The 22,698-nt window shown below is 39.6% G+C and carries 21 protein-coding genes; 13 read left to right on the forward strand and 8 right to left on the reverse strand.

Features of this window, described 5'->3' with window-relative positions; genetic code table 11:
* Nucleotide 1: 1 nt before the first annotated feature.
* The 3 genes from HPC41_RS20700 to HPC41_RS20710 form a co-directional block, all read right to left on the reverse strand.
* A complete protein-coding gene (locus tag HPC41_RS20700; protein ID WP_172395998.1) occupies nt 2-1,708 on the reverse strand; it encodes a protein-disulfide reductase DsbD family protein in 1,707 nt (568 codons plus the stop codon).
* Between the two features lie 86 nt (nt 1,709-1,794).
* Nucleotides 1,795-2,244 (reverse strand): protein-disulfide reductase DsbD N-terminal domain-containing protein, encoded by a 450-nt coding sequence (locus tag HPC41_RS20705; RefSeq protein WP_172395999.1) that lies wholly within the window; start codon nt 2,242-2,244, stop codon nt 1,795-1,797.
* Nucleotides 2,245-2,367: 123 nt separating this feature from the next.
* The gene (locus HPC41_RS20710; protein WP_216660844.1) at nt 2,368-3,138 is read right to left on the reverse strand and encodes a biotin--[acetyl-CoA-carboxylase] ligase; all 771 of its coding nucleotides are present in this window, start codon (nt 3,136-3,138) and stop codon (nt 2,368-2,370) included.
* 47 nt (nt 3,139-3,185) lie between these two features.
* Here HPC41_RS20710 and rsfS point away from each other — a divergent pair, with 47 nt between their 5' ends.
* From rsfS to HPC41_RS20730, 4 genes are read left to right on the forward strand one after another with little or no spacing between them, the layout of a single operon-like run.
* A complete protein-coding gene (gene rsfS / locus HPC41_RS20715; protein WP_077437259.1) occupies nt 3,186-3,560 on the forward strand; it encodes a ribosome silencing factor in 375 nt (124 codons plus the stop codon).
* A 49-nt stretch (nt 3,561-3,609) separates the two neighbouring features.
* A complete protein-coding gene (ftsH, locus tag HPC41_RS20720) occupies nt 3,610-5,691 on the forward strand; it encodes an ATP-dependent zinc metalloprotease FtsH (RefSeq protein ID WP_172396000.1) in 2,082 nt (693 codons plus the stop codon).
* A 58-nt stretch (nt 5,692-5,749) separates the two neighbouring features.
* A complete protein-coding gene (locus HPC41_RS20725; protein WP_172396001.1) occupies nt 5,750-6,397 on the forward strand; it encodes a LutC/YkgG family protein in 648 nt (215 codons plus the stop codon).
* Nucleotides 6,398-6,399: 2 nt separating this feature from the next.
* Nucleotides 6,400-7,023 (forward strand): rhomboid family intramembrane serine protease, encoded by a 624-nt coding sequence (locus HPC41_RS20730; protein ID WP_172396002.1) that lies wholly within the window; start codon nt 6,400-6,402, stop codon nt 7,021-7,023.
* Here the strand turns inward: HPC41_RS20730 and HPC41_RS20735 are convergent.
* Entirely contained in the window at nt 7,020-8,564 is a 1,545-nt protein-coding gene (locus HPC41_RS20735; protein WP_172396003.1) for a YifB family Mg chelatase-like AAA ATPase, read from the reverse strand. The genes HPC41_RS20730 and HPC41_RS20735 overlap by 4 nt on opposite strands.
* A 238-nt stretch (nt 8,565-8,802) precedes the next feature.
* On the opposite strand from HPC41_RS20735, the gene HPC41_RS20740 reads away from it, so the two are divergent.
* From HPC41_RS20740 to HPC41_RS20750, 3 genes are all read left to right on the forward strand, one after another.
* Nucleotides 8,803-9,072, forward strand: a complete 270-nt coding sequence (locus tag HPC41_RS20740) for a YtxH domain-containing protein (RefSeq protein WP_172396004.1) — start codon at nt 8,803-8,805, stop codon at nt 9,070-9,072.
* 136 nt (nt 9,073-9,208) lie between these two features.
* Nucleotides 9,209-9,625 carry a hypothetical protein gene (locus HPC41_RS20745; RefSeq protein WP_172396005.1) on the forward strand — a complete coding sequence of 139 codons (417 nt, stop codon included), beginning with the start codon at nt 9,209-9,211 and terminating at the stop codon, nt 9,623-9,625.
* Nucleotides 9,618-10,121, forward strand: coding sequence for a hypothetical protein (locus HPC41_RS20750; protein ID WP_172396006.1), 504 nt, complete (start codon nt 9,618-9,620; stop codon nt 10,119-10,121). Before HPC41_RS20745 ends, HPC41_RS20750 begins: the two co-directional genes overlap by 8 nt.
* Here HPC41_RS20750 and fcl read toward each other — a convergent pair.
* Nucleotides 10,118-11,056, reverse strand: a complete 939-nt coding sequence (gene fcl / locus HPC41_RS20755) for a GDP-L-fucose synthase (protein WP_172396007.1) — start codon at nt 11,054-11,056, stop codon at nt 10,118-10,120. The two genes, HPC41_RS20750 and fcl, sit on opposite strands and share 4 nt — an antisense overlap.
* 57 nt (nt 11,057-11,113) lie before the next feature.
* Here fcl and trmB point away from each other — a divergent pair, with 57 nt between their 5' ends.
* From trmB to HPC41_RS20785, 6 genes are all read left to right on the forward strand, one after another.
* On the forward strand, nt 11,114-11,770 hold the full coding sequence (trmB, locus tag HPC41_RS20760) for a tRNA (guanosine(46)-N7)-methyltransferase TrmB (RefSeq protein WP_172396008.1): 657 nt from the start codon (nt 11,114-11,116) through the stop codon (nt 11,768-11,770).
* Nucleotides 11,771-12,282: 512 nt separating this feature from the next.
* Entirely contained in the window at nt 12,283-15,549 is a 3,267-nt protein-coding gene (locus tag HPC41_RS20765; protein ID WP_172396009.1) for a SusC/RagA family TonB-linked outer membrane protein, read from the forward strand.
* Between the two features lie 12 nt (nt 15,550-15,561).
* Complete coding sequence (locus tag HPC41_RS20770) at nt 15,562-17,106, forward strand: SusD/RagB family nutrient-binding outer membrane lipoprotein (protein ID WP_172396010.1); 1,545 nt, start codon at nt 15,562-15,564, stop codon at nt 17,104-17,106.
* Between the two features lie 27 nt (nt 17,107-17,133).
* Nucleotides 17,134-18,660: a DUF5689 domain-containing protein gene (locus HPC41_RS20775; protein ID WP_172396011.1), complete on the forward strand. Its 1,527-nt coding sequence runs from the start codon at nt 17,134-17,136 to the stop codon at nt 18,658-18,660.
* 246 nt (nt 18,661-18,906) lie between these two features.
* Nucleotides 18,907-19,767: a glycerophosphodiester phosphodiesterase family protein gene (locus tag HPC41_RS20780; protein ID WP_172396012.1), complete on the forward strand. Its 861-nt coding sequence runs from the start codon at nt 18,907-18,909 to the stop codon at nt 19,765-19,767.
* A 133-nt stretch (nt 19,768-19,900) separates the two neighbouring features.
* On the forward strand, nt 19,901-20,581 hold the full coding sequence (locus tag HPC41_RS20785; protein WP_172396013.1) for a DUF937 domain-containing protein: 681 nt from the start codon (nt 19,901-19,903) through the stop codon (nt 20,579-20,581).
* A gap of 65 nt (nt 20,582-20,646) precedes the next feature.
* On the opposite strand, the gene trhO is transcribed toward HPC41_RS20785, so the two are convergent.
* The 3 genes from trhO to HPC41_RS20800 form a co-directional block, all read right to left on the reverse strand.
* Complete coding sequence (gene trhO, locus HPC41_RS20790; RefSeq protein WP_172396014.1) at nt 20,647-21,633, reverse strand: oxygen-dependent tRNA uridine(34) hydroxylase TrhO; 987 nt, start codon at nt 21,631-21,633, stop codon at nt 20,647-20,649.
* 94 nt (nt 21,634-21,727) lie between these two features.
* A complete protein-coding gene (locus HPC41_RS20795; RefSeq protein ID WP_046673143.1) occupies nt 21,728-21,943 on the reverse strand; it encodes a DUF3820 family protein in 216 nt (71 codons plus the stop codon).
* Nucleotides 21,943-22,698: a glycosyltransferase family 2 protein gene (locus HPC41_RS20800; protein ID WP_172396015.1), complete on the reverse strand. Its 756-nt coding sequence runs from the start codon at nt 22,696-22,698 to the stop codon at nt 21,943-21,945. Before HPC41_RS20800 ends, HPC41_RS20795 begins: the two co-directional genes overlap by 1 nt.

Genomic DNA, 22,698 nt, shown 5'->3' on the forward strand with positions numbered 1-22,698 from the left:
CTTATCTTTTTGCTTTAAAAGCATCAATCCCACTTTGTAGAAAAGCTTTGTATTGATCAATATTATAGTTTGCGCCAGTTTGTGGTACCAATACCTTTCCCGTTTCATCTACAATCACGTATAGAGGTTGCGAATTGCTATTGAAAGTCGATGCCTGAAAATCACTGTTTTTATTACCGATTGTTTTGATTTTCTTTCCACTATACTTAGAAACGAATTGTTCATTTGCTGGTAACTCTGTTTTATCATCAACAAAGAGTTCGGCCATAACAAATTCTTCTTTCAATAGCTTCGCAACACTGGGATCTGTCCATACATTTGCCTCCATTTTTCGGCAATTGACACAGTTCCAGCCGGTGAAGTCTATCAATACAGGTTTATTCAACTCTTTTGCGGTTTCCAGAGCCTGATCATAATCGTAATATGGATCAAATCCCTTCGGGGTACCGCGCTCATGGAAGATTTCCGCATATTTTTTTACTTTACCGTCGCTGTGGGCAGGAGCGCCTGCAATACCAGCAGAGAGATCGAAGTCCTGTGTTGCAGAAGGCGGTAAGAAAGCGGATATCGATTTCAATGGTGCTCCCCATAGACCGGGAACCATGTATACGACAAAAGAGAATACGACGATTGCAAGTATTGTCCGTGGTACGGACAGAAATTTAAGGTCACTATCATGCGAGAACTTGATTTTGCCAATGAGGTATAATCCCATCAGGCCAAATATGGCAATCCACAAGGATAAAAATACTTCACGATCCAACCAGTTCCAGTGATAGGCTAGATCTACGTTCGATAAAAATTTTAATGCTAAAGCGAGTTCTAAAAATCCGAGAACGACTTTTACTGAATTGAGCCACCCGCCAGATTTCGGCAATGACTTTAACAATGAAGGGAACATAGCAAATAAGCCAAACGGGATTGCTAAGGCAATGGAAAAACCCAGCATACCGATCGCCGGACCTAAACGTTCTCCTTTTGAAGCGGCTTCAACGAGTAGGGTGCCAATAATTGGACCTGTACAGGAGAACGAAACCAGCGAAAGACTAAATGCCATAAAAAAGAGCCCGATAAGGCCGCCCTTATCTGATTTGGCATCCATTTTATTGACAAAGGAGCTTGGTAAGGTGATTTCGAAAGCACCAAAAAATGACGCAGCAAAAACCACGAGCAACAGAAAAAACAAGAAATTAAATATTCCATTCGTCGATAGTGCGTTAAGTGCGTCAGAACCGAATGCAATCGTAATGATCATCCCTAAAGCCACATATATCACAATGATGAAAAGGCCATAGAGTAGCGCCTTGCTGATGCCACTTGCGCGGGTACCAGATTGTTTTGTAAAGTAGCTAACAGTCAATGGTAGCATAGGGAATATACAAGGCATGAGGAGCGCCGCAAAGCCGCCAATTAATCCGGCGATAAAAATACTCCAAAGCGATTTCTTTCCGGTTTCTGCGTTAGTGGAAGAGATATTTGTTGTTGCCCTATCCAATTTGCTGCTATCCTGGCTGACCGTGGTATCCGGAGCGTCTGAAAAAGTCAGGTCATCCGGTACGGCCTCTACCGCTGGTGTGGTATCAGGTGAAGATTCAAATTGAAGTCCTTCCGTACTTGTCAAACTGTCTTGTTGCAATGCAAAAGTCGTCGAGGTATGGGAAAGACTGAAAAAAGCAATTAAAAGTAGAATAAATGTGTTTTTTAACATGCGTATCTGTTTCTGATGTCAGCTTCAAAAATAAAAAAAGGCGATGAGAATCGCCTTATTATTTTATCCGTGTATGATCATTTTTACTATTTGATTGTCACAGCAAAAGCATATTCATCCGGAGGAAGACATTGTGATGCATCACAAGCTTGCCATTCTACCGTGCCTTTCACTGTTGCAGTACCTTTATTCAACTTCACCTTTTGTTGAAAGATCACTTCATTTGTAAAATAACCAACATCCATTTTGAACACTTCTTCGTGTTTTACTTTTGGTTTTGGCTCAGCAGTTTTGCCTACCAGCGCATAGTCAGCGGCTTTAGCAAAATTGAAGGAAGTTGGGATTGGTCCGCCGTCTTTCACATTTTGGGAATAGATGTGCCAACCACTTTGGATTGTTCCTTTGACATAGACAACAGCTTCGTTGTTGTTTAATTTTTTGCTGGCTACAGTCCATTTTACAGGTTTGTGAATTTGGGCAAAGGCTCCAGTAGCTGCAAAAATCACAGCAGTTATCAACAATACTAATTTTTTCATTTTCCTAAATAATTATTGCAGTTTGTTCTACACCTTTGATAGCAAAAACTGCTAAAGGTTTAATTTAACCACGTTACAAATTTAGCATATTCCCAAATGTTTTATCTGTATTTAGTGTAAAGATTAGGATATAAGATGGCTTATCTCTTTGATATTAAATTTCTGCAGTTTGTCGTCGATAAGTACTTGCAGTTGACCATCGATCCCAACAGTCTTGATCATTCCAATCTTTTTCTCACCTGCGATCAAAAATGGTTTTTCCTGGTCTTTCCAAAAGAGTAGTTCGTTATAATAATTCAATTGGGGTTGCCAAGAGTGGGTAAAGAGTGTATTATATTCCTTCTGGATACTTGCAAAAAGTTCGACAGCCAAATCTTTTATGACATAATCAGCTTTATTAGTTAAATTGGATAAGGAGGTAATTGTTGACGCTGTGTCAAAATTGACTTGGTTGATATTTACGCCAATTCCGACAATGGAAGCTTCAATTTTATTTCCCTTCAACTTATTTTCAATCAGGATGCCTGCTATTTTTTTATTGTCAACATAAATGTCATTAGGCCATTTAACGGTTACAGGCAGCTCAGTTTTGCATTTTAGCCACTTTACTAAAGCGATAGCTACTGTTGCTGAGAGCGCAAACTGCTGTTCAATTGCTAAAAAATGAGGTTTTAAAAGAATTGATGTCGTCAGATTTTTTCCAGGCTCGCTCACCCAGGTACTTCCACGCTGTCCTTTTCCCCGAAATTGTTCTTCTGCTAAAATGGCAGTACCCTCTGCGAGTGGCTTGAAATTTGACAATAATTCTCTTAAATAATCGTTTGTAGAGGCAACTTTGTCAAGATATATTGTATTTTGACCGATGATAAGTCCCGAAATATTGTTATTTTGCAAACTGAAAGTATTAAATAAATATTAAGTCAAAACTATCATATTTTTTAATGAGTAAAAATAAAAGTTCAGAATTGTCGCAACGTCTATCAGAAATTATCGTCCATGGTATGCAGGAAAAGAAAGCAAACGAGATTGTTCGCTTGGATTTAAGAGATCTTCACAGTTCTGTTTCTGATTATTTTGTGATTTGTCATGCCGACTCAAACATTCAGGTTAATGCCATTGCAAAGAGTGTAGAGGAGGAAGTCTATAAAGCTTTTGGTCAAGAACCCCAATATAAAGAAGGACAATCCAACGGAGAATGGTTGATTTTGGATTTTGTGGATGTGGTTGTACATATCTTTAAGACCGAAAAGAGAGCACATTACGGCATTGAGGATTTGTGGGGAGATGCACAGATTCAGCATTTTCAAAGCGCCTAAATAAAAGCCTCAATACAATAGTTTATACAGAAAATATAATTACGATATAATGAAAAAAATCCCAAGTAGTAAGGTAAGCCCGAAACCGCCAAAATTCAATTTTGTGTGGCTTATGATTGCCATGTTTTTAGGTTTTTTTGCCTTGCAATATGTTTTTGGAGAAAACCCGGCTAAGGAAATTAGCTATAGTGATTTTGAAACACGCATGTTAAAAACCGGAGCTGTTGAGCGTCTGGAAGCATATAAGAAAAATGATCTTGTCGAGGTGGAAGTCTATCTAAAAAAGGGCTGGAAAGACAACCCCAGTTTTAAAGACGTAGCTAAGAACAGCGATCCAATTCCAAGTCTTGCCGGTCAGGAAGAAACAGGCCCCCAATATATCTTTAAAGATGCTTCGGCAGAGGTGTTGGAGAAGAAGTTAGCTGCATCACAAGATGAGCTGGCTCCGGGTACACCTAAGGTACAATTAAAATATGCTGATCGTTCCAATCCATGGGCAAGCTGGTTTGTGACATTTATGTTGCCATTATTGGTCTTGGCAGCAATCTGGATTTTCTTGATGCGCCGCATGGGTGGTGGAGCTGGTGGCGGCGGTGGCGCGATCTTTAACATCGGTAAATCCAAAGCACAGTTATTTGACAAAGAATCACAGATCAATATTACTTTTAACGATGTTGCTGGCTTAGAAGAAGCAAAACAAGAGGTAATGGAAATCGTAGATTTCTTAAAAAATCCACGTAAATACACGAATCTAGGGGGTAAAATTCCGAAAGGAGCATTGCTTGTAGGCCCTCCGGGTACAGGTAAAACCTTATTGGCAAAAGCTGTTGCAGGAGAAGCACAGGTACCTTTCTTCTCTTTATCAGGTTCGGACTTCGTTGAGATGTTTGTGGGTGTCGGTGCCTCACGTGTGCGTGATTTGTTCAAACAAGCCAAAGAGAAAGCCCCTTGTATTATCTTTATTGATGAGATTGATGCAATCGGCCGCGCCCGTGGTAAAAACTCCATGATGGGCGGTAACGATGAACGTGAAAATACATTGAACCAGTTATTGGTAGAAATGGATGGTTTTGGTACAGACTCCGGCGTTATTATTCTAGCCGCTACAAACCGTATTGATGTATTGGATACAGCTTTATTGCGTCCGGGACGTTTTGACCGTCAGATTTCAATTGATAAACCAGATCTGATAGGTCGTGAGCATATTTTTAAAGTGCATTTAAAACCATTGAAATTATCTGCAGAGGTAGATGCTAAAAAATTATCCGCACAGACGCCAGGTTTTGCGGGAGCAGAGATCGCCAATGTGTGTAACGAAGCTGCGTTGATTGCTGCACGTAAAAACAAATCTGAGATAGATATGCAGGATTTTCAAGATGCTGTAGATCGTGTGATTGGTGGTCTTGAAAAAAAGAATAAAATCATATCTCCTGAGGAGAAACGTATTGTTGCTTATCACGAGGCGGGACACGCCATTGCGGGTTGGTTCTTAGAACATGCCGATCCCTTGGTAAAAGTATCTATTGTTCCGCGTGGAGTAGCTGCGTTAGGATATGCACAGTATCTTCCACGTGAGCAGTTCTTATATACAACCGAACAGCTGGTTGATAGTTTGTGTATGACGATGGGAGGGCGTGTTGCGGAAGATATTACTTTCGGAAGAATCTCAACAGGCGCCCAGAATGACTTGGAGCGTATTACACAACTTTCCTATGCCATGATTGCCATTTACGGTATGAATGATAAAGTTGGCAATGTGTCTTTCCGCGACAGCTCGGAAGCGTCTTTCCAAAAACCATATTCTGACAAAACGGCAGAGCTGATTGATGCTGAAGTTCGTAATCTGATCACAGACGTTTACGCGCGGACAAAGCAACTTTTATTGGACAAACGTGAAGGTTTGATTAAGATTGCAGAGAAGCTCTTAGAAAAGGAAATTCTTTTCCAATCGGATCTTGAAGAAATATTAGGTAAACGTCCTTTCGATACCAAGACTACTTATGATGAGTTTGTTAACGGTGCCGATGGTGGCGGTGTTCCGCAAACTGATTTGCCATTGGATGTTCATCCAGACGAAGCGACTTCAAAAGATGAACAACGTTTGGATAATCAATCAGGTAGTTTAAACTAATTTAGATTTTGCAGCGCTAGAGCTCTTCTAGCGCTGTATTTTATAGTGCTATTGAGCCATGAACGTGAAGAACGCAACAGCGAAGGAGGTAATGTTAAAACGTATACGTCAGGCATTGCTTCAAAAAAATGACAATCCACATCCTAATTTCAAAGAAACACCGCTTTACAAACAAGAGGATGAATTAGTGGATCTTGTTTTTGTTCGTGAGTTCACGGCCGCAGGCGGCAAATTTCTTTATTGTGATGGCGAAATTGGCCTCATCGAGAATTTGATTACATTGACAGAGGTCAATAATATAAAAAATATCTATGCCTGGGAACAGGGGATACAAAACCTATTGAGTCCCTATGGCTTCCCTTTTTTCAAAACAGAGAAAGACTTCGAATCGGCCAATGCGAGCATTACCTCATGTGAAGCATTGATCGCGCGCAATGGCAGTATCATGGTGAGCAATGCGAATGCTTCTGGACGTCGTTTGAGTATCTATCCGCCGATTCACATCGTTATAGCTAAAGCTTCTCAATTGGTTTGGGATCTGAAAGATTCCTTGGCTTATATGCAAAAGCGTTACGGGCAGGAGATTCCAACAATGATCTCAACCATCACAGGACCTTCGCGGACAGCAGATATTGAGAAGAGGCTGGTATTGGGCGCTCATGGCCCCAAAGAGCTATACGTTTTACTTTTAGAGGACCGTTTCTAACTATGCTGACTCATTACTTACAACAAACGCCCGTAGCGAGCGTCATTTTCTTTTTTACACTTGTCACAAGTATTTATACTTTTTCTCATGAGCAGCTTTATGGCAAGTTGATGTTGCATCCTTATAGCATCGCCCGTAAGCAACGCTTGTATACCATACTGACAAGTGGTTTTATTCATAAGGACTGGGGGCACCTCCTGTTCAATATGATCACTTTCTATTATTTTGCGTTTGGGTTGGAGCAGATGTTAGCACAGGCAAGCATCTATGGACATCTTCTCTTTGCTGTTATTTATTTAGGCAGTCTGCTGCTGAGTGATATTCCAACCATTATTCAGCAGAAAAATAATTATGGTTATTATAGTTTGGGCGCTTCGGGAGCGATCTGTGCCGTTTTATTCAGTTACATCCTCTTTAATCCAAAGATGACTATCGGTGTGATGATGATCATTCCAATGCCCGCCTATTTATTTGCCTTCCTGTTTTTGGGGTATTGTATCTGGGCTTCCAAAAAAGCGCAAGACGGAATTAACCATGATGCACATTTCTATGGTGCATTATCAGGGTTGATCCTGACGATTATCTGCTTCCCCTGGGTCATAAAACATTGCTTAGCGCAGTTTTAAAATTTTCCACCCCAAGTTTCCCGGTCCAAATTCCTGTATTGGATTGCTTCAGCGAGATGGTGGTTTTCAATCGTGGGGCTATTTTCCATGTCGGCGATAGTACGTGCAACCTTTAATATTCGATCATAAGCCCTTGCCGAAAGATTTAGACGATCGATAGCTGTTTTAAGCAGTTTCTTTTGAGATTCGCCAACCTGACAGATATCTCTTGTTAACTTGGTGCTCATATGTGCATTGCAATGGACTTCAGGATAAGATTCGAACCGTTTTTTTTGAATTTGTCTTGTCTGGACGACACGATTGCGAACAGTCAGGCTATTTTCACAGGGTTGAGAAGCACTCAGTTCGTCGAACTGAACAGGTGTGACTTCTACATGCAGGTCGATCCGATCCAATAAAGGTCCTGATATTTTACTTAAATAACGTTGGACGGTGTTACTGCCACAGATACATTCCTTCTCAGGATGATTGAAATATCCACAAGGGCAGGGGTTCATTGCTGCAATTAGCATAAAACTTGCGGGGTAGTCTATGGTTAATTTTGCCCGAGAAATAGTGATATTCCGGGATTCGAGCGGTTGTCGCATGACCTCAAGGACACTTCGTTTAAATTCGGGGAGTTCATCCAAAAATAAAACTCCATGATGCGAAAGTGAAATTTCGCCGGGTTGCGGATTAGAACCGCCCCCTACCATTGCTACATCAGAGATGGTATGATGAGGAGCGCGGAATGGCCGTATAGTTAATAATGCGTCTTTGGCTTTGAGATTTCCTGAAACCGAATGAATTTTGGTTGTTTCCAAGGATTCGGTCATAGTGAGCGGAGGCAGAATGGTTGGTAACCTTTTTGCTAACATAGTCTTTCCTGCTCCTGGAGGACCTATAAGAATGACATTATGTCCTCCGGCAGCGGCTATTTCCAAGGCCCTCTTGATATTTTCCTGTCCACGAACATCCGAGAAGTCTACCTCATCCTTATTTGTTCCTACATTGAAGGAGGATGATATATCCACTTTGGTCGGAACAATGCTTTTTGAGTTATTGAGGAACTGTACTACTTCCGTAAGATTTTCGACTGCAATCACATCAATTCCGCTGACGATAGCGGCTTCCAGTGCATTCTGTTGAGGAAGTATAATTCCTTTAAAGCCATCATCGAGTGCTTGTAAGGCAATAGATAAAGCTCCTCTAATAGGTTTAATGCTGCCGTCTAAGGACAATTCGCCCAGGATAAGGTAATGTTCCAATAACACATTGCTGAGTTGTCCAGAGGATGCCAATATGCCAATGGCGATCGATAGATCATAACTAGAGCCTTCTTTTCTGATGTCAGCTGGTGCCATGTTGACCACAATTTTTTGTCTTGGCATGTGAAGTTGACAGGAAGTAATGGCACTTTCAACACGTCTTAGGCTTTCTTTGACAGCATTGTCAGGAAGTCCGACGATATAATAATGGAGTCCGGTAGAGACAACGACCTCAACGGTTATGGTGCACGCCTCAATACCATAGACGGCGCTACAATAAGTTTTGTTCAGCATGAATTTTATAATCGGTTGATTTAAAGATACTAAATATAAAATTAAAAATGATAACGCTTTGAGGAATTATTGTAATTCGATAGCGAATTGTTGAAAAATGATTATATTGTAATTATATGGATTCTGGTAAATAATAGATAATTGCGTTATTTGGCAAACGATTTGCTTTACAAATTGTATTATTATCGAAGACTAGATTCATCGAATAATAGAATTAGAACTTTAAAACGAAAAAGAAATGAATGACACAAGTAAAGTAGCTTTGGCGTTGTTGGCAGGTCTTGCTGCAGGTGCAGCTTTAGGAGTTTTATTTGCTCCGGACAAAGGATCAGATACAAGAGATAAGATCAATGATTCATTAAGCGATTTGAGTGATGCTATTCGTGAGAGAGCTGAAGAACAATTCGATCAATTGAATGATTTTAAAGAAAAAATTGTCTCCACCTTGAAAGGTAAATTAAACCAAGCCGAGGAAATTGTAGATGATGATATCATCGAGCATGCATAAAAGACAAACTGTTCTTAAGAGCAATTTGTGGAGATACATAGAATATTAGGCTATTTCAAAAGGCTGAATATTAATAATACAAAGAAATTGAGATTCGTATAGGACTTTTGAGATAGCCTAAATAAAATTAAGATGCATGGAAGAAGAAAAATTTTCACTTAGTGGTACTTTCCAGAAAACAAAAGAGTACGTAGATTCCCAGTTCAAGCTTGTTAAACTGAAGACAATTGAGCGCTCATCACGCCTGATTGCCAGTTTGGTGGTGGATGCAACCAAATTGATACTTACTTTGTTTGTCGTCTTTTTCTTATGTCTGGCATTGGGCTTTTGGCTAGGTGAGTTGTTGGGAAGTTATTCGTTGGGATTCTTGGCAACAGCAGGTATTTTTATAGTGATTATTATAGTAATCCGGATTTTTGAACCTGCGTTGGAATCGAAATTTATGGATCTTTCTATTCGCCGCTTTTTGGCTAAATGGAACGACGAGATCGAAGAAGAAGAGGAAGAATTGAAAAAAGAACAATTTGATAGAGAAGGGACTACAAATGAATAACAAGCAGACTAAAATACGTAATTTACAGGAGCTTAAGATGGAAATTGCTCGTTTGAAGGTGCTCAAAAATGAACAAGAGGCTTACTTAAAAACACAATTTACTTTGCTTAACAATAAAATTGAAGCTCCGGTTCGATTTTTCAATTCATTAAAGAATAATATCCCAGGCGTAAATATGATTCAACAACTGTTTGCAAAGAGCAACAACCCAGATTCAGATTGGCTGACGAAAACTCTGCGCATAGGTGTTCCTTTTATGATGAACAAGCTGTTTTTGAAAAACTCGGGTATGCTGAAAAAAGCGCTTATGTTGTTGTTATCTGAACGTGCTGTGGGGCAGATCAATCAGGATAAAATCAGTGGCTTGATTGGCAAACTCACCAATTTTATCCGACCTAAAAAGAAGAAAAAGAAAGGTTCACAGCTCGAAGGCGAGGCTACAATAAAAGACGAGGTCAATGAATATGGTATTCCCTCCTATAGTGAGACCTATTAGGAATTAGCTTCTTCTTTTTTCAGGAAATCAGCGTAGGCTAATTTAATTCCTTCGTGAAGATTGATTTTATGTTTCCAGCCTAGGGCATGTAATTTGGATACATCCATTAATTTCCGTGGCGTTCCATCGGGTTTACTGCTGTCGAAAGAGATGTTGCCTTCATATCCTATAACTTCTTTAATGAGTTCTGCGAGATCTTTTATACTGAGATCTTCGCCTATACCGATATTGACAAATTGTTTTTCGTCATAGTTATTCATCAAAAATACGCATGCATCAGCCAAGTCATCCGAGAAAAGAAATTCCCTTAGTGGGGTTCCGGTACCCCATATCACAACGTTATCTAAGTTATTGACTTTTGCCTCGTGAAATCTTCTGATCAAAGCTGGTAAGACATGAGAGTTTTCTGGATGATAATTATCGTTAATGCCGTACAGATTGGTTGGCATGACTGATATGAAATTACAGCCGTATTGATCGCGGAAAGCTTCAGTCATTTTAATACCGGCAATTTTGGCGATGGCATAGGGCTCATTGGTAGGTTCCAAGGTACCTGTCAACAATAAGTCTTCGTTTAAAGGTTGTGTTGCCATTTTGGGATAAATGCAGCTTGATCCCAAGAACATCAGTTTCCTGACCTCATTGTCGTAAGAAGATTTAATCACATTATTCTGTATCGCCATATTCTCGTAGATAAAATCCGCCCGATAGGTGTTGTTTGCCATGATTCCACCGACTTTGGCTGCTGCCAGGAAGACATAATCGGGCTTTTCTTCGTTGAAAAAATCGGCAACTGCCTGTTGATTGCGCAGATCTAGTTCCTGAGAAGTACGGGTCACGATGTTATTGTATCCTAGTTCTATTAATTTGCGATGTATTGCCGATCCGACCATTCCTCGATGGCCTGCTACGTAAATTTTAGCGTCTTTTTCCACGATAAGTTATTGATTCCTGCAAATATAAGGTTATTTTTGCGGGATATTAATTAAAAAATGGGAAAGGATAAACTACGTAAATTTGCCGAAGTAGCGACTTTTGAGAATGTCATCCAGCTCGATGCCGGCAAGGAATATAAAGGAAAATGGGCTGAGAAGCAATTTGGAAATACAAACCCGGTTGTTTTGGAACTTGCCTGTGGTAAAGGAGAATATACGGTTAACTTGGCACGCTTGTTTCCAGATAAGAACTTTATCGGTATTGATTTTAAGGGCAACCGTATTTGGCGCGGCGCAAAAACTGCATTGGAGGATAGTATCAAAAATGTCGCATTTTTACGGATACAGATTGAGACACTTCTTGAGCATTTTGCTGAAAATGAAATTGATGAAATTTGGATTACCTTTCCGGATCCACAGCCGCAGGACAGCCGCGAAAAGAAACGCTTGACAGGTCCTAAGTTTTTAGACCGTTATAAGATTGTCATGAAGCCGGAAGGTATGATGAATCTGAAGACAGATAATGATGGCTTCTATGCGTATACTCTTGAGCAAATAGATCTGCAAAACCTGAAGAAATATAAAGAGACAACAGATCTTTATCACTCGGATCTGGTTGATGATGTTTTATCCATCAAGACATACTATGAGAAAAAGTATCTGGCGGACGATAAGAATATCAACTACGTCAAATGGAGCTTTGAAAAACGCTAGCATCAGAGTTTTAATTATAATAGGAAGCCCAAACGAAAGTTTGGGCTTTTTTAATAACACAGGTTTCTTCAATTAACCCCAATCAAAGCGCATAGTTTGTTCATTGTTTCCCATAGAGGATATAGCGTTAACATTGTGTCAATAATTGGATGTGCCATTAATATCCATTTACCTTCTTTATGTTTATCGAATTTATTGTTTGTTTTTATATTAAATCAATGTTTTAAATAATTTCGATTTATTTCGTTTTTTATAGAATATTAATTATTTTCGATTCTATAATAATGAAATAACCAAAATAAAGTAAGTGCTTTTTAGACCTAATGCGTGAAATTCCTGTCTAAATGGATTCTTCAGCATTTTTATAAGATGTAAATCGGGAAAAATGTTTCTTAAAGGAAATGATATTCGAAACAATTCTTAACAAAAAGAAAACATTAAGTTAAGACAAACTTTTTGTTAAGAATATACTTTTGTCCCAAATTGAAAATTAACAATTTACACTAATATCTATGTTTAGTATTAACCCTATCCAAATTAATCTAAGGCACTCATCCTCGAAAGTGCTATTTGCAACGTTGATCGTTGCTTGCAATCTGGATGTAGCTGTAGCAGCTGTGCCATTAGGTAATAGTTACAGCATCATGCATAATTTTAATCAGGGGAAGATTAAAATTAAAGGAAAAGTTGTAGATAGCAAGACGCAGGAGCCACTCGCTTCAGTTTCTATTCTGTCGGGAGGAATTGCAAAAGGTACGACAGACCGAAATGGTAATTTTGAGGTAGATGTTGATGCAGGAGGGAAAATACGTTTTCAACTAATCGGTTATGAAGCGCAAACAAAGACTTTCGAAGCGTCTCAAAGCAGTCTTCAAATTGCATTAAGTCCCACAGCCGCGGCACTTGAAGAGGTTGTTGTCACTGCGCTGGGGATTAAAAGACAAGAACGGGAGTTGGGTTATGCGACAACTGTTGTGAAGGGTGAACAATTGACTGACGCACTTTCCAATAACTGGAGTGATGCTTTGTCCGGTAAAGTTGCTGGACTCAATCTGATGCGTTCGAATGCTGGGCCTACAGGATCAACTAAGATTATTTTGAGAGGGGAAGCCAATCTGAATGGGGACCCGGGGGCATTGATTGTAATAGATGGAGTTGTAGTAAATGATGGTAGCGGGCGTAAAACTGCTAATCAGGGCGAAAATACTTATGGAACAGGGTCAGATAATATGCCTGCTGATTATGGCTCAGGTATTGACGATATTAATCCTGAAGATATAGAAAATGTGACGGTATTGAAGGGGGCTAGCGCGGCTGCTTTGTATGGGCAACGTGGTGCAAATGGGGCGATTATGATTACGACTAAATCTGGGTCGAAAGGTAAAAAAGGGATTGGTGTTACGGTCAATTCAAATACATCACTGGAAGCGATTAACAGGATGCCTGACTTGCAATATGAATACGGACAGGGATTGGCCGGTTCAAATTATTACTCCTATGGAACCACAGAGGATGGGGCTAGTACTTCCGGAACAAGTTCGGCCTATGGACCGAAATTCGATGGGCAATATTTTTATCAGTATGATCCTGTTACGCAAAAAGTAGGTACGGAACGGACTCTTTGGCGCCCATATGATAATTTAAAAACATTCTTTGATGTTGGAAAAACATTTACCAATTCGGTTAGTATAGATGGCGGTACAGAAAAAACTTCAGCAAGATTTTCAGCAACAAACGTCAATAATACTTGGATTGTTCCCAATACAGGATATAAACGTAATACAGTCGCATTATCCGTAAATTCCAAGGTAAGTGATAAATTGCAAATTAATGCGAAGGTAAACTATACCAATAAATGGTCTGACAATTTACCAGGTGCGGGATATGGAAATCAATCTTTGATGTATTGGTTTATTTTCTGGCAACCAAACGCTGATATGAATTGGTTAAAAGATTATTGGGTACAAGGTTCTGAAGGGCAAAAAATCAAATATCCATTTTCTTCTTATCCCGAGAATCCGTTTGCTATCTCGAGGGAATTTATCAATGGGATGAATAGACATGGAATAACAGGAAATGTCCAGGCAAGCTATCAGTTTAATAAAAATTGGAATTTGATGTTGCGGAGCTCCATGGATATGGCCTATGAAAATCGCGAGCAAAAGAGACCATATGATGCTGGTGCTAAAATGCCTTTCGGTAGCTACCGTACGCAGTCTATTTTCTCACATGAAACGACGTTGGATTTCTTATTGAAGTATGATAAGGAAATCAATAAGGATTGGAAAGTATCAGCAACAGTAGGTGGAAGTACTAATGACAATCGCTATAATAGAGATGAGATGCGTGCGGATTCGCTGACTTATCCCGGTGTTTATACGATGGCGAATGCAAAAGGTCAGGTGCTTAGCCTACCCTATAAGAGTCATGAACAAAGAAATGGTTTTTATGGTTTGTTTACTGCGGCATACAAAAACTTTTTATACGTAGATGGTACCTACCGGATAGATTGGGCGAGTACCTTAGCATCTGCTCTTGCGCCAGATAAAAAAACATACTTTACGTACCCATCTTTGAACGCGAGCTTTATTGCTTCTGAAGTGTGGAAATTACCTCGCGTTATTAACTATGCGAAATTGAGAGGTTCTGTGTCTGGTGTTGGAAATGGAGGAAATAAACCTTATATGATTGATTTTTCTTATGAGACTGCTGGTCCGCAATACCCAGGAGGATTGCAGATTCCCTCAGTTATTGTCAATCCTTACCTGCAACCATTAAAAACTCGTTCGGTAGAATTTGGAACTGAGGTTCGGATGTTTAAAGATCGTTTTGGTTTTGATTTAGCAGTTTATCAAAGTAATACATCCAATCAACAGTTGCAACGTGTCGTTGATGCTTCAACAGGAGCGCGATTCAAAATGGTGAATGCTGGTGAGGTACGTAATAGAGGAATCGAATTGGCAATGGATGGTATGCCAATCAAAAATAAGGATGGATTCAGCTGGAAGGTTTTTGCAACGTTCTCGATGAATCAGAATAAAATCATGTCATTGGCCGACTCAACAATGATTCTTCAAACTGGTCCCGTCGCTGGTGGGCAGCTAGTGGCGAAAGTTGGCGGATCTATGGGAGATTTGTACGGAATTGGATATCAAAGATCGCCAGATGGACAGATTGTCTATGATGCAAATACCGGTGTGGCATTATTGACAGATGAAGTCGTGTACCTGGGAAATACCATTCCAAAAGGGAAAGCCAGTTTAGGCCATGAATTTAAATTTAAAGGTTTCCGCCTGAACTTATTGTTTGATGCACAGTTTGGTGGGGTTTCCCACTCATTGACCCACTATAAATTGGCTGAGCAAGGAAAAACAAAAAATACACTTCCAGGAAGATATAGTGGAATCATAGGGAATGGAGTTGTTCAAAATGCTGATGGTACTTATCGAAAAAATGATGTCATTGCGACGGATATTGATGAGTACTACCGTTCTCACTATGGACAGGATAATGCGGAGGGTAGCACCTTTTCGACTAATTTTATCAAATTTAGAGAGGCCCGATTTGACTACTCTTTTTCCAAAGCTTTTGTCAATCGTTTAAAATTACAAAAAGCATCTGTTGGGGTATATGGTAGAAATCTTGTGATCTGGTCCAATTGGCCAAACTTTGACCCTGAATTTGGAACATTGTCAGGAACAGATATTGTCAAAGGATTTGAAATTGCTCAGTTCCCGTCAACAAGAACTTATGGTGTTAATTTAGTTGTTGGATTTTAGTATAAAATCGTTATGAAATCATATATAAAATTTTTTGGATTAGGTGGTCTTTTCCTTTCATTAGCAGTCTTATTGCAATCTTGTGATAAGAACTTTCAAGAGATCAATACAAATCCCAATAATAGTACAAATGCCTATCCATATCAATTTATGCAGGCCGCGTTTCGGGATGCTGTGGCATCAAATATGTCACGAAATCGCTCATTTAATAATGAGTTAATGCAGGTTACCGTGAATATCGGTGATGGGGAATACCGCATCTTCCGTTATGATATTAGAAATAACGTAGCAGATGGCCCATGGAATTCTTTATATCCCGAACTGAACAATATTAATGAAATGTATAAGCTTTCGGACGGTGGAATGAATGATAATGCATCCTATCGGGGTATTGCATTGATCATGAAGTCTTGGGTGTTTTCGATATTGACAGATACGTATGGTGATATCCCATATAGTGAAGCATTAAAAGGACAGAGTGATGATATTCTTGAACCAAAGTTTGATGCACAAAAAGACATTTACTTGGATCTGTTCAGGCAACTTGATACAGCCAATACGCTTTTGGCTAAAAATGTGGCGATCAAAGGAGAGTATGATCCAATATATGCCGGAAATATCAGTAAATGGAGGAAATTCGGTAATACGTTATTTTTACGCCTATTATTGAGAGTTTCAGGCAAACAGGATGCTGAAGTAGTTAATTTGGTCAAAACTAAAATCGCAGATATTTTGGTTGACAATGCTTCAGCCTATCCAGTTATGACGAGTAATGATGATTCAGCAATTCTCAAATGGACAGGAACTATACCTTTTGTTTCCCCATTTATGGATGTACGTGCGCAGGATTTTAGAACTCCTTCGCTAGGTAGTTTCTTTATTGATAATCTGGTCGCATGGAATGACCCAAGGATAAATATTCCAACATATGGTTCAAATGGTGTTAATCGTTTGGGTATAGCACCTGTAAGTGGGAATTTCTTAGGTGTTCCAAGTGGATATGCACCCGGCGAAGGATGGGATAAGCAATCCTATTTCTATTCTTACGATCAAACTGTAAGTGATATTGCAGTAAGGACAATGATGAACGAACCGTTAACAGGTATGATCATGAACTGTGCTGAATTGCAGTTTATTAAAGCGGAATTAGCGTTAAAAGGTTTTTATAATGATAAACCAGGGGATCTTTACAAAGATGGGGTGATGAAAGGAATCACAACTTGGTTACCTACTTATACAGAGTCTATTGAAGATTATTTAAATAATGGCGATATAAATTGGGACGACAGTTACTCTTTTGAAAAAAAGATGGAAATGATTCATCTGCAAAAGTATTATGCGTTATTATTTGTGGATTGTCAACAATGGTTTGAATTTAGAAGAACAGGCTACCCCAAACTGCCGAAAGGAACAGGATTGAAAAATAATGGCGAGATGCCTGCCAGATTAAATTATCCAATTTATGTCCAGTCAGCAAATCCAACGAATTATAAGTTAGCTGTTCAATCGCAAGGTGGAGACGCGATTAATACAAAAGTTTGGTGGCAAAAACCATAAGGGTTTCATAATTTTAATGAGTACACAATGAAGAAATATATTCTTTACATAATAATGGGATTCATGGGCGCCTTAGCTCTTGGTTCTTGTAGCAAGGACGGAAATTATCCTGGAGGGGTAGTAAGTACGTATATTGGAATTTTTGATGTCAGGAGCATTTATAAAGGGCAGCCTGTACAAATCAGTCAGGATAACTTAGATGGTTCAACGACAATCGCAGGCGTAGTGGTTTCAGACCACCGAGAAGGAAATTTTCCTGAAGGATATTTGGTCATCCAAGATCGTAGACGCTTAAATCAATTAAGAGGAATAACAATACCATTGGGTAAAACCGCTGAAAATTATGTGATAGGAGATTCGTTGCAAATCAATATCGTTGGTAGTGAACTCACACGAGAAGATGGAATTCTTCAGCTAAAGAATATTGCCGAATCAAATATTGTGAAAATAGCTTCGGACAGACCGATTCCTAATAATCGAGTTACTGCGAAAGACATTTTGGCAAATCCAGATAAGTATGAAAGCACTTTGGTAGCAATCGTAAAAGGCGGCTTTAATCCATTGCCAGCAGCGGGGGATATTCTCGAAGGACAGAAAACACTAAACGATGGCTTTGGAAATTTGGGTTTGGTGACAAAATCGTCAGCCAAATTTGCGAAAAGGAATTTAAGTGTATTAGCAAATTATTTTGGTGTGATCTTTAATAAGGTGGGCACTGAGGGTAATCTCGTTCCCTACGAAGTTTTGCGTAGAGAATCCGATATCCAGGAACTAAGTTCAGTGATCGAACATACGCCTGTAGCAATTGCTGGTTTTGCGAGTGATGTAAAAGGTAGCGATGGGAATTACGAATATATTCAGCTTTTGGCAATTGAAGATATAGATTTCTCAAAGACACCTTATGCTGTTGTCGTAAGTAATAATGCGAATAAATCAACACCAACAGGAGTCCCCGCAAAGGGTTGGGCAACCGGAGGAATGCGGACGTATAAACTGAATATTACCTCTGGAACTGTGGCGAAGGGCCAATACTTCTATGTTGGGGGTAAGTATAAATTGATTAATGGCCCGAGCTCTACAGACATTTCCAACGCAAAATGGATTCTGAATTATGATTATGTCGCAAACGATGGATTTGATGGCGTTGGAGATAAAACCGGTGGTTTGATGGCTAATAGTGGGAACGCCTTTGGCATAGCTGTGTTCAATACGACAGCAGTAACCGAATCGAGTAAACCAGTAGATGTGATGTATAACTCTGGAGGCGGGGCATTGACGGATGGGAATAAAGGTTACCGCATAACAAATAATGATTATTATGATGTTATTGATCCTTTGTCACTAAAGCCCCAACCATTTTTTATGGCCGGAACTAATAATATTTTCCTAAAATATAATACGGCAGACGTTGGTTATTTTGTGAGCCTTGGTGGAGTATATAACACTTCTTTGGCAAGGTGGACTTCTGCTCGTTCTCAAAATAATGTCGAGATGACGAAGGCATCTACACTGAACGAAATCGAAAATGAGTTTTCTACTAAAATTGAAGAGTAATAAAAACGGAGCCTAGGCTCCGTTTTTATTCATGAACTAATTTATAAAGCGACATGCGGTAAAAAAATGGTGAGATTACAACGATGAAAGATTCAGCCTATTATTATAGGGAAATAGAACCTCAAAAGATGGATGGAGTTAAATTATATAGGGTTAAAGAGACTCCTATGGAAACGGGTGGGGGAGCTTGGGGAACCTGTTCGGGTACAAAACACCTTGCTATTAGATTAAGATAATGACTAGTTTATGAAAACAATTTTAAGCTTTTTTTGTGCGTGTTTCTTTATAACCTTTTGTTTTGCACAAATTAAACCGCAGTTCTATGCACACCGAGGCTATCGGGGGTTGATGCCAGAGAATACAATTGTTGCGATGAAAAATGCGTTGGTTCGAAACGCTGCTGTGTTGGAAATGGATATTGCTTTTACGTCTGATGGTTATGCCGTCGTTTCACATGATCCCTGGCTAGATTCACTAATTACATTAGATCCGGTTGGAAAACCGATAAAAAGTGGCAAAGGTCTTCCTATTTACAAAATGACTTATCAGGAACTGGAAAAATATGATGTTGGGTCACAGCGGCATCGCGATTTCCCAGCTCAAAAAAGTCGAAAAGCTAAAATTCCTAAATTAACTGATTTAATTGATTCTGTTGAGCTTTATGCAAAGTCAAAGGGAATTAAACCACGATATAGTATAGAAACTAAAACTAATCCTAATCGCGATCACGTAGTGACCCCTATTCCCGAAATCTTTGTAAAAGAATTAATGACGATTCTCGTCGAAAAGGATATAGCTGACCGTGTGATTATTCAATCTTTCGATCCGCGTACATTAGAGATTGTTCACCGCGATTATCCCAAAGTAATAACGATGCTTAATGCAACGAAAGGAAGCTTCAAAGAGAACATGAAAATGCTAACATTCTATCCGGACTATTATGCTCCTAATGCCAATTTGATTGATAAAGCTTTGGTTGATGAATGTAAGCTACGAGGGGTTAAAATACTTTGTGGAAACAACAATAATAAAAAAGAGATTGATCGGGTTATGGCTTTGGGAGTAGACGAATTTTGCTCGGATTACCCATATAAAGATTTACCTTGACACGGCATCAAATAGAGCCATCAATTAAAATTAGCTCTTTTAGGAAGTGCTTATTCCTGTGGATATTTATGGGAAATTTGTCCAGATCAAGACATATTTTTGCTATCTTCATCATAACTATAAACGAAGACTTATGAACTTAACAGATTTAGTTACAGGTGGAGTTGGCTCAAAAGCAATAGAAGCCATTTCCAAAATGACAGGTGTCAGCGAATCCAAAGCGAAATGGATTGTGGCAGCAGCAGTTCCTTTAATGATTGCGGCATTGAATTACAATGCGAAAAATAAAGGTCAGTCAGAAAATATTGATAAAGCGATCGACCAGCATAGCGGTGGTGGTATCTTCGATAAGATAGGTGATTTATTTGGTCAGAGTGGATCTGACGACGGGAACAAGATTGTCAACCATATGTTTGGCCAAAATACAGAAGTAGTGACACAGAATATTGCCGATAAAGCTGGTATCAGTTCTGCTCAGGTAACTGGTATTTTGGCAACACTCGCGCCTATTGTCATGGGATATCTAGGGCAGCAAAAACAGGCATCCAATGGTGGTGGTATTGGTGATCTGATCGGTTCTGTTTTAGGTGGAGGCGGACAGCAAGCCGCAGGTGGCGGTATGATAGGGGGGATCCTTGGTTCATTTTTAGGTGGTGGACAGGAAGAGCCCGCACAAGAAACGGCACAGGCTTCTGCCGGTGGTAGCATGACGGATATGTTGGGCGGTTTGGCCGGTAGCTTCTTTGACAAGAGCAACGACGGCCAATCCAAAGGAAATATACTGGATTCAATAGCAGGAATGTTTGGCAAGTAACGCAATCTGACAGCATAAAAAAGTCGGTAACTGATCAGGTACCGACTTTTTTATGCTGTATTGAGTTAATCTTCGACCTTCACTTTAGGTGGAAAATTCTTGTGTTTTCTTTTGCTGATTTTGTCTACATTGACCGGCTGCGGAACCTTGACATAATAGCCGGTTCCATCGTATTCCCGTTTATTCGGACTTTCCTTACAGGCATCTGAACAACAGCCGTCCATTTTCCAGCCACATTCATCACATTGGGTAAAATGCTCATTACATACCGGATTGGCACAGTTGATCATCTTGGTTGTCTGTTTACCACAATTGAAACAGGTTGATACCACAGATGGGTTGACCGAGTTGACGTCTACTGTGACACGGTTGTCAAATACATAGCACTGTCCTTCGAAATCTTCGCCACCCGCTTCTTTACCATATTTAATGATTCCGCCGTGTAATTGGTAGACATCTTCAAATCCTTCTTTTAATAATAAGGCAGAAGCTTTTTCACATTTGATACCGCCCGTACAATACGTCAATATTTTTTTTCCTCTATATTGTTCCAGTTCTTTGATCTTTTCTGGAAACTCGCGGAAATTATCTATGTCCAACATCACTGCATTTTTAAAGCGACCCACACTATGTTCGTAATTTGAGCGCACATCCAAGACGACCACATCGTCCTGGTCCTTCATCGCTAAGAAATCTTTTGGCTCCAAATGTACGCCCGTTTGGCGGTTTGGGTCGATTTCTTTAGGGTCTCTTAAACCGGAATGCACGATTTCAGCCTTATAACGGCAATGCATCTTGATAAAAGAGGGTTCTTCAACATGATCGATTTTAAATTCTGTTTTGTTAAAACGACCATCCGCATAAATTGCATCCATATACTGCTGACATGCTTCAGTAGTGCCCGAAACAGTACCATTCAAGCCTTCGTCAGCGACGATAATACGTCCTACTAAGCCAAGTGATTTACAAAATTCAAGGTGATCAGTCGCAAATTGTTCTGCGTTTTCGATAGGGCTGTAACAATAGTACAGCAATGTTTGATATTGTGCCATGATATTCATTGATACCGCTGCAAACGGCGTTTAATGCAAAAATAAATTCACTGCAAAGTTACGAAAAATAATAAATGAATGAAAATGACCTTCGTCACCTTTTCTTCAAAGGCTCCAGGAGGTATTCCAGCCCATTTAACTTGATCTCATAGAGTGTGGCGAGCTGTTGGCCTAATTTACCTTTGGGGAATCCTTTTTGATTGTACCAGACGAGGTAGGGTTCTGGGAGATTACACAACGTGTAACCTTGATATTTGCCGAAAGGCATCTTAACAGTAACAAGTTCCGTTAGGATTTCAGGATTTAGCATTAGTCTTGAGGTTTACCGTAATTAATGCGGTGCCAAATCGCTTTTAAAGCGATGATTCCGTGATTGAATAAGTTGGGAATGGCACCGTAATAGTGTTTGAAGATGGCGAAGCGTTCTTTTAGCGACTCCTTATGTTTCTGTTTTGACATCCCGCCGACGAGATAACGCGCTACATATTGATGCGTATTAACAGATTTATTTGCCTTTTTAGCACAACGAATGACCCAATCTATGTCCGCGCATAGTTTGTAATTGACGTCATAGGGTTCTGCAATACTTCGCTTGATATAGATCGCCTGATGACAGATATTCATGCCATAGCGAAAGCTCTTCCAGTCAAAATTTGCCGGCACCTTATGTCTTCGCTCACCAATAATATTTCTGTCCTCGTCTATCAGGATAGTTTCACCGTAGAGGATATCGGCATCATTACTGAGTTTCGCTAAGTTTTCGATGCTATTAAGATCGTATATTTCATCTCCTGAATTCAGAAAAAGAACATAATCACCTGTAGCCAAAGCAAGGCCTTTGTTCATCGCATCGTAAATTCCCTTGTCTTTTTCAGATAATGAAACCGCAATTTTGTCCTGATATTTGTGAATAACCGCTAAGGTGCCATCGGATGATTCCCCGTCAATGACGATGTATTCAATATTGTCGTAAGTCTGGTTAACAACCGATGTAATGGTGTGCTCAATATCCCGCACATTATTGTAAACGACAGTGATGATTGAAAATTTTGGATGAGCAGCCAT

Origin of the sequence: Sphingobacterium prati, assembly GCF_013167215.1 — a bacterium.
Lineage (GTDB): Bacteria > Bacteroidota > Bacteroidia > Sphingobacteriales > Sphingobacteriaceae > Sphingobacterium > Sphingobacterium prati.

Coding starts and splice junctions, on each gene's coding strand:
- ftsH (WP_172396000.1), top strand. CDS start 3,610: ATGAAAAAAATCCCAAGTAGTAAGGTAAGCCCGAAACCGCCAAAATTC.
- HPC41_RS20725 (WP_172396001.1), top strand. CDS start 5,750: ATGAACGTGAAGAACGCAACAGCGAAGGAGGTAATGTTAAAACGTATA.
- HPC41_RS20705 (WP_172395999.1), bottom strand. CDS start 2,244: ATGAAAAAATTAGTATTGTTGATAACTGCTGTGATTTTTGCAGCTACT.
- HPC41_RS20740 (WP_172396004.1), top strand. CDS start 8,803: ATGAATGACACAAGTAAAGTAGCTTTGGCGTTGTTGGCAGGTCTTGCT.
- HPC41_RS20775 (WP_172396011.1), top strand. CDS start 17,134: ATGAAGAAATATATTCTTTACATAATAATGGGATTCATGGGCGCCTTA.
- HPC41_RS20780 (WP_172396012.1), top strand. CDS start 18,907: ATGAAAACAATTTTAAGCTTTTTTTGTGCGTGTTTCTTTATAACCTTT.
- HPC41_RS20730 (WP_172396002.1), top strand. CDS start 6,400: ATGCTGACTCATTACTTACAACAAACGCCCGTAGCGAGCGTCATTTTC.
- trmB (WP_172396008.1), top strand. CDS start 11,114: ATGGGAAAGGATAAACTACGTAAATTTGCCGAAGTAGCGACTTTTGAG.
- HPC41_RS20750 (WP_172396006.1), top strand. CDS start 9,618: ATGAATAACAAGCAGACTAAAATACGTAATTTACAGGAGCTTAAGATG.
- HPC41_RS20800 (WP_172396015.1), bottom strand. CDS start 22,698: ATGGCTGCTCATCCAAAATTTTCAATCATCACTGTCGTTTACAATAAT.
- HPC41_RS20770 (WP_172396010.1), top strand. CDS start 15,562: ATGAAATCATATATAAAATTTTTTGGATTAGGTGGTCTTTTCCTTTCA.
- HPC41_RS20785 (WP_172396013.1), top strand. CDS start 19,901: ATGAACTTAACAGATTTAGTTACAGGTGGAGTTGGCTCAAAAGCAATA.
- trhO (WP_172396014.1), bottom strand. CDS start 21,633: ATGGCACAATATCAAACATTGCTGTACTATTGTTACAGCCCTATCGAA.
- HPC41_RS20745 (WP_172396005.1), top strand. CDS start 9,209: ATGGAAGAAGAAAAATTTTCACTTAGTGGTACTTTCCAGAAAACAAAA.
- HPC41_RS20700 (WP_172395998.1), bottom strand. CDS start 1,708: ATGTTAAAAAACACATTTATTCTACTTTTAATTGCTTTTTTCAGTCTT.
- HPC41_RS20795 (WP_046673143.1), bottom strand. CDS start 21,943: ATGCTAAATCCTGAAATCCTAACGGAACTTGTTACTGTTAAGATGCCT.
- rsfS (WP_077437259.1), top strand. CDS start 3,186: ATGAGTAAAAATAAAAGTTCAGAATTGTCGCAACGTCTATCAGAAATT.
- HPC41_RS20735 (WP_172396003.1), bottom strand. CDS start 8,564: ATGCTGAACAAAACTTATTGTAGCGCCGTCTATGGTATTGAGGCGTGC.
- HPC41_RS20765 (WP_172396009.1), top strand. CDS start 12,283: ATGTTTAGTATTAACCCTATCCAAATTAATCTAAGGCACTCATCCTCG.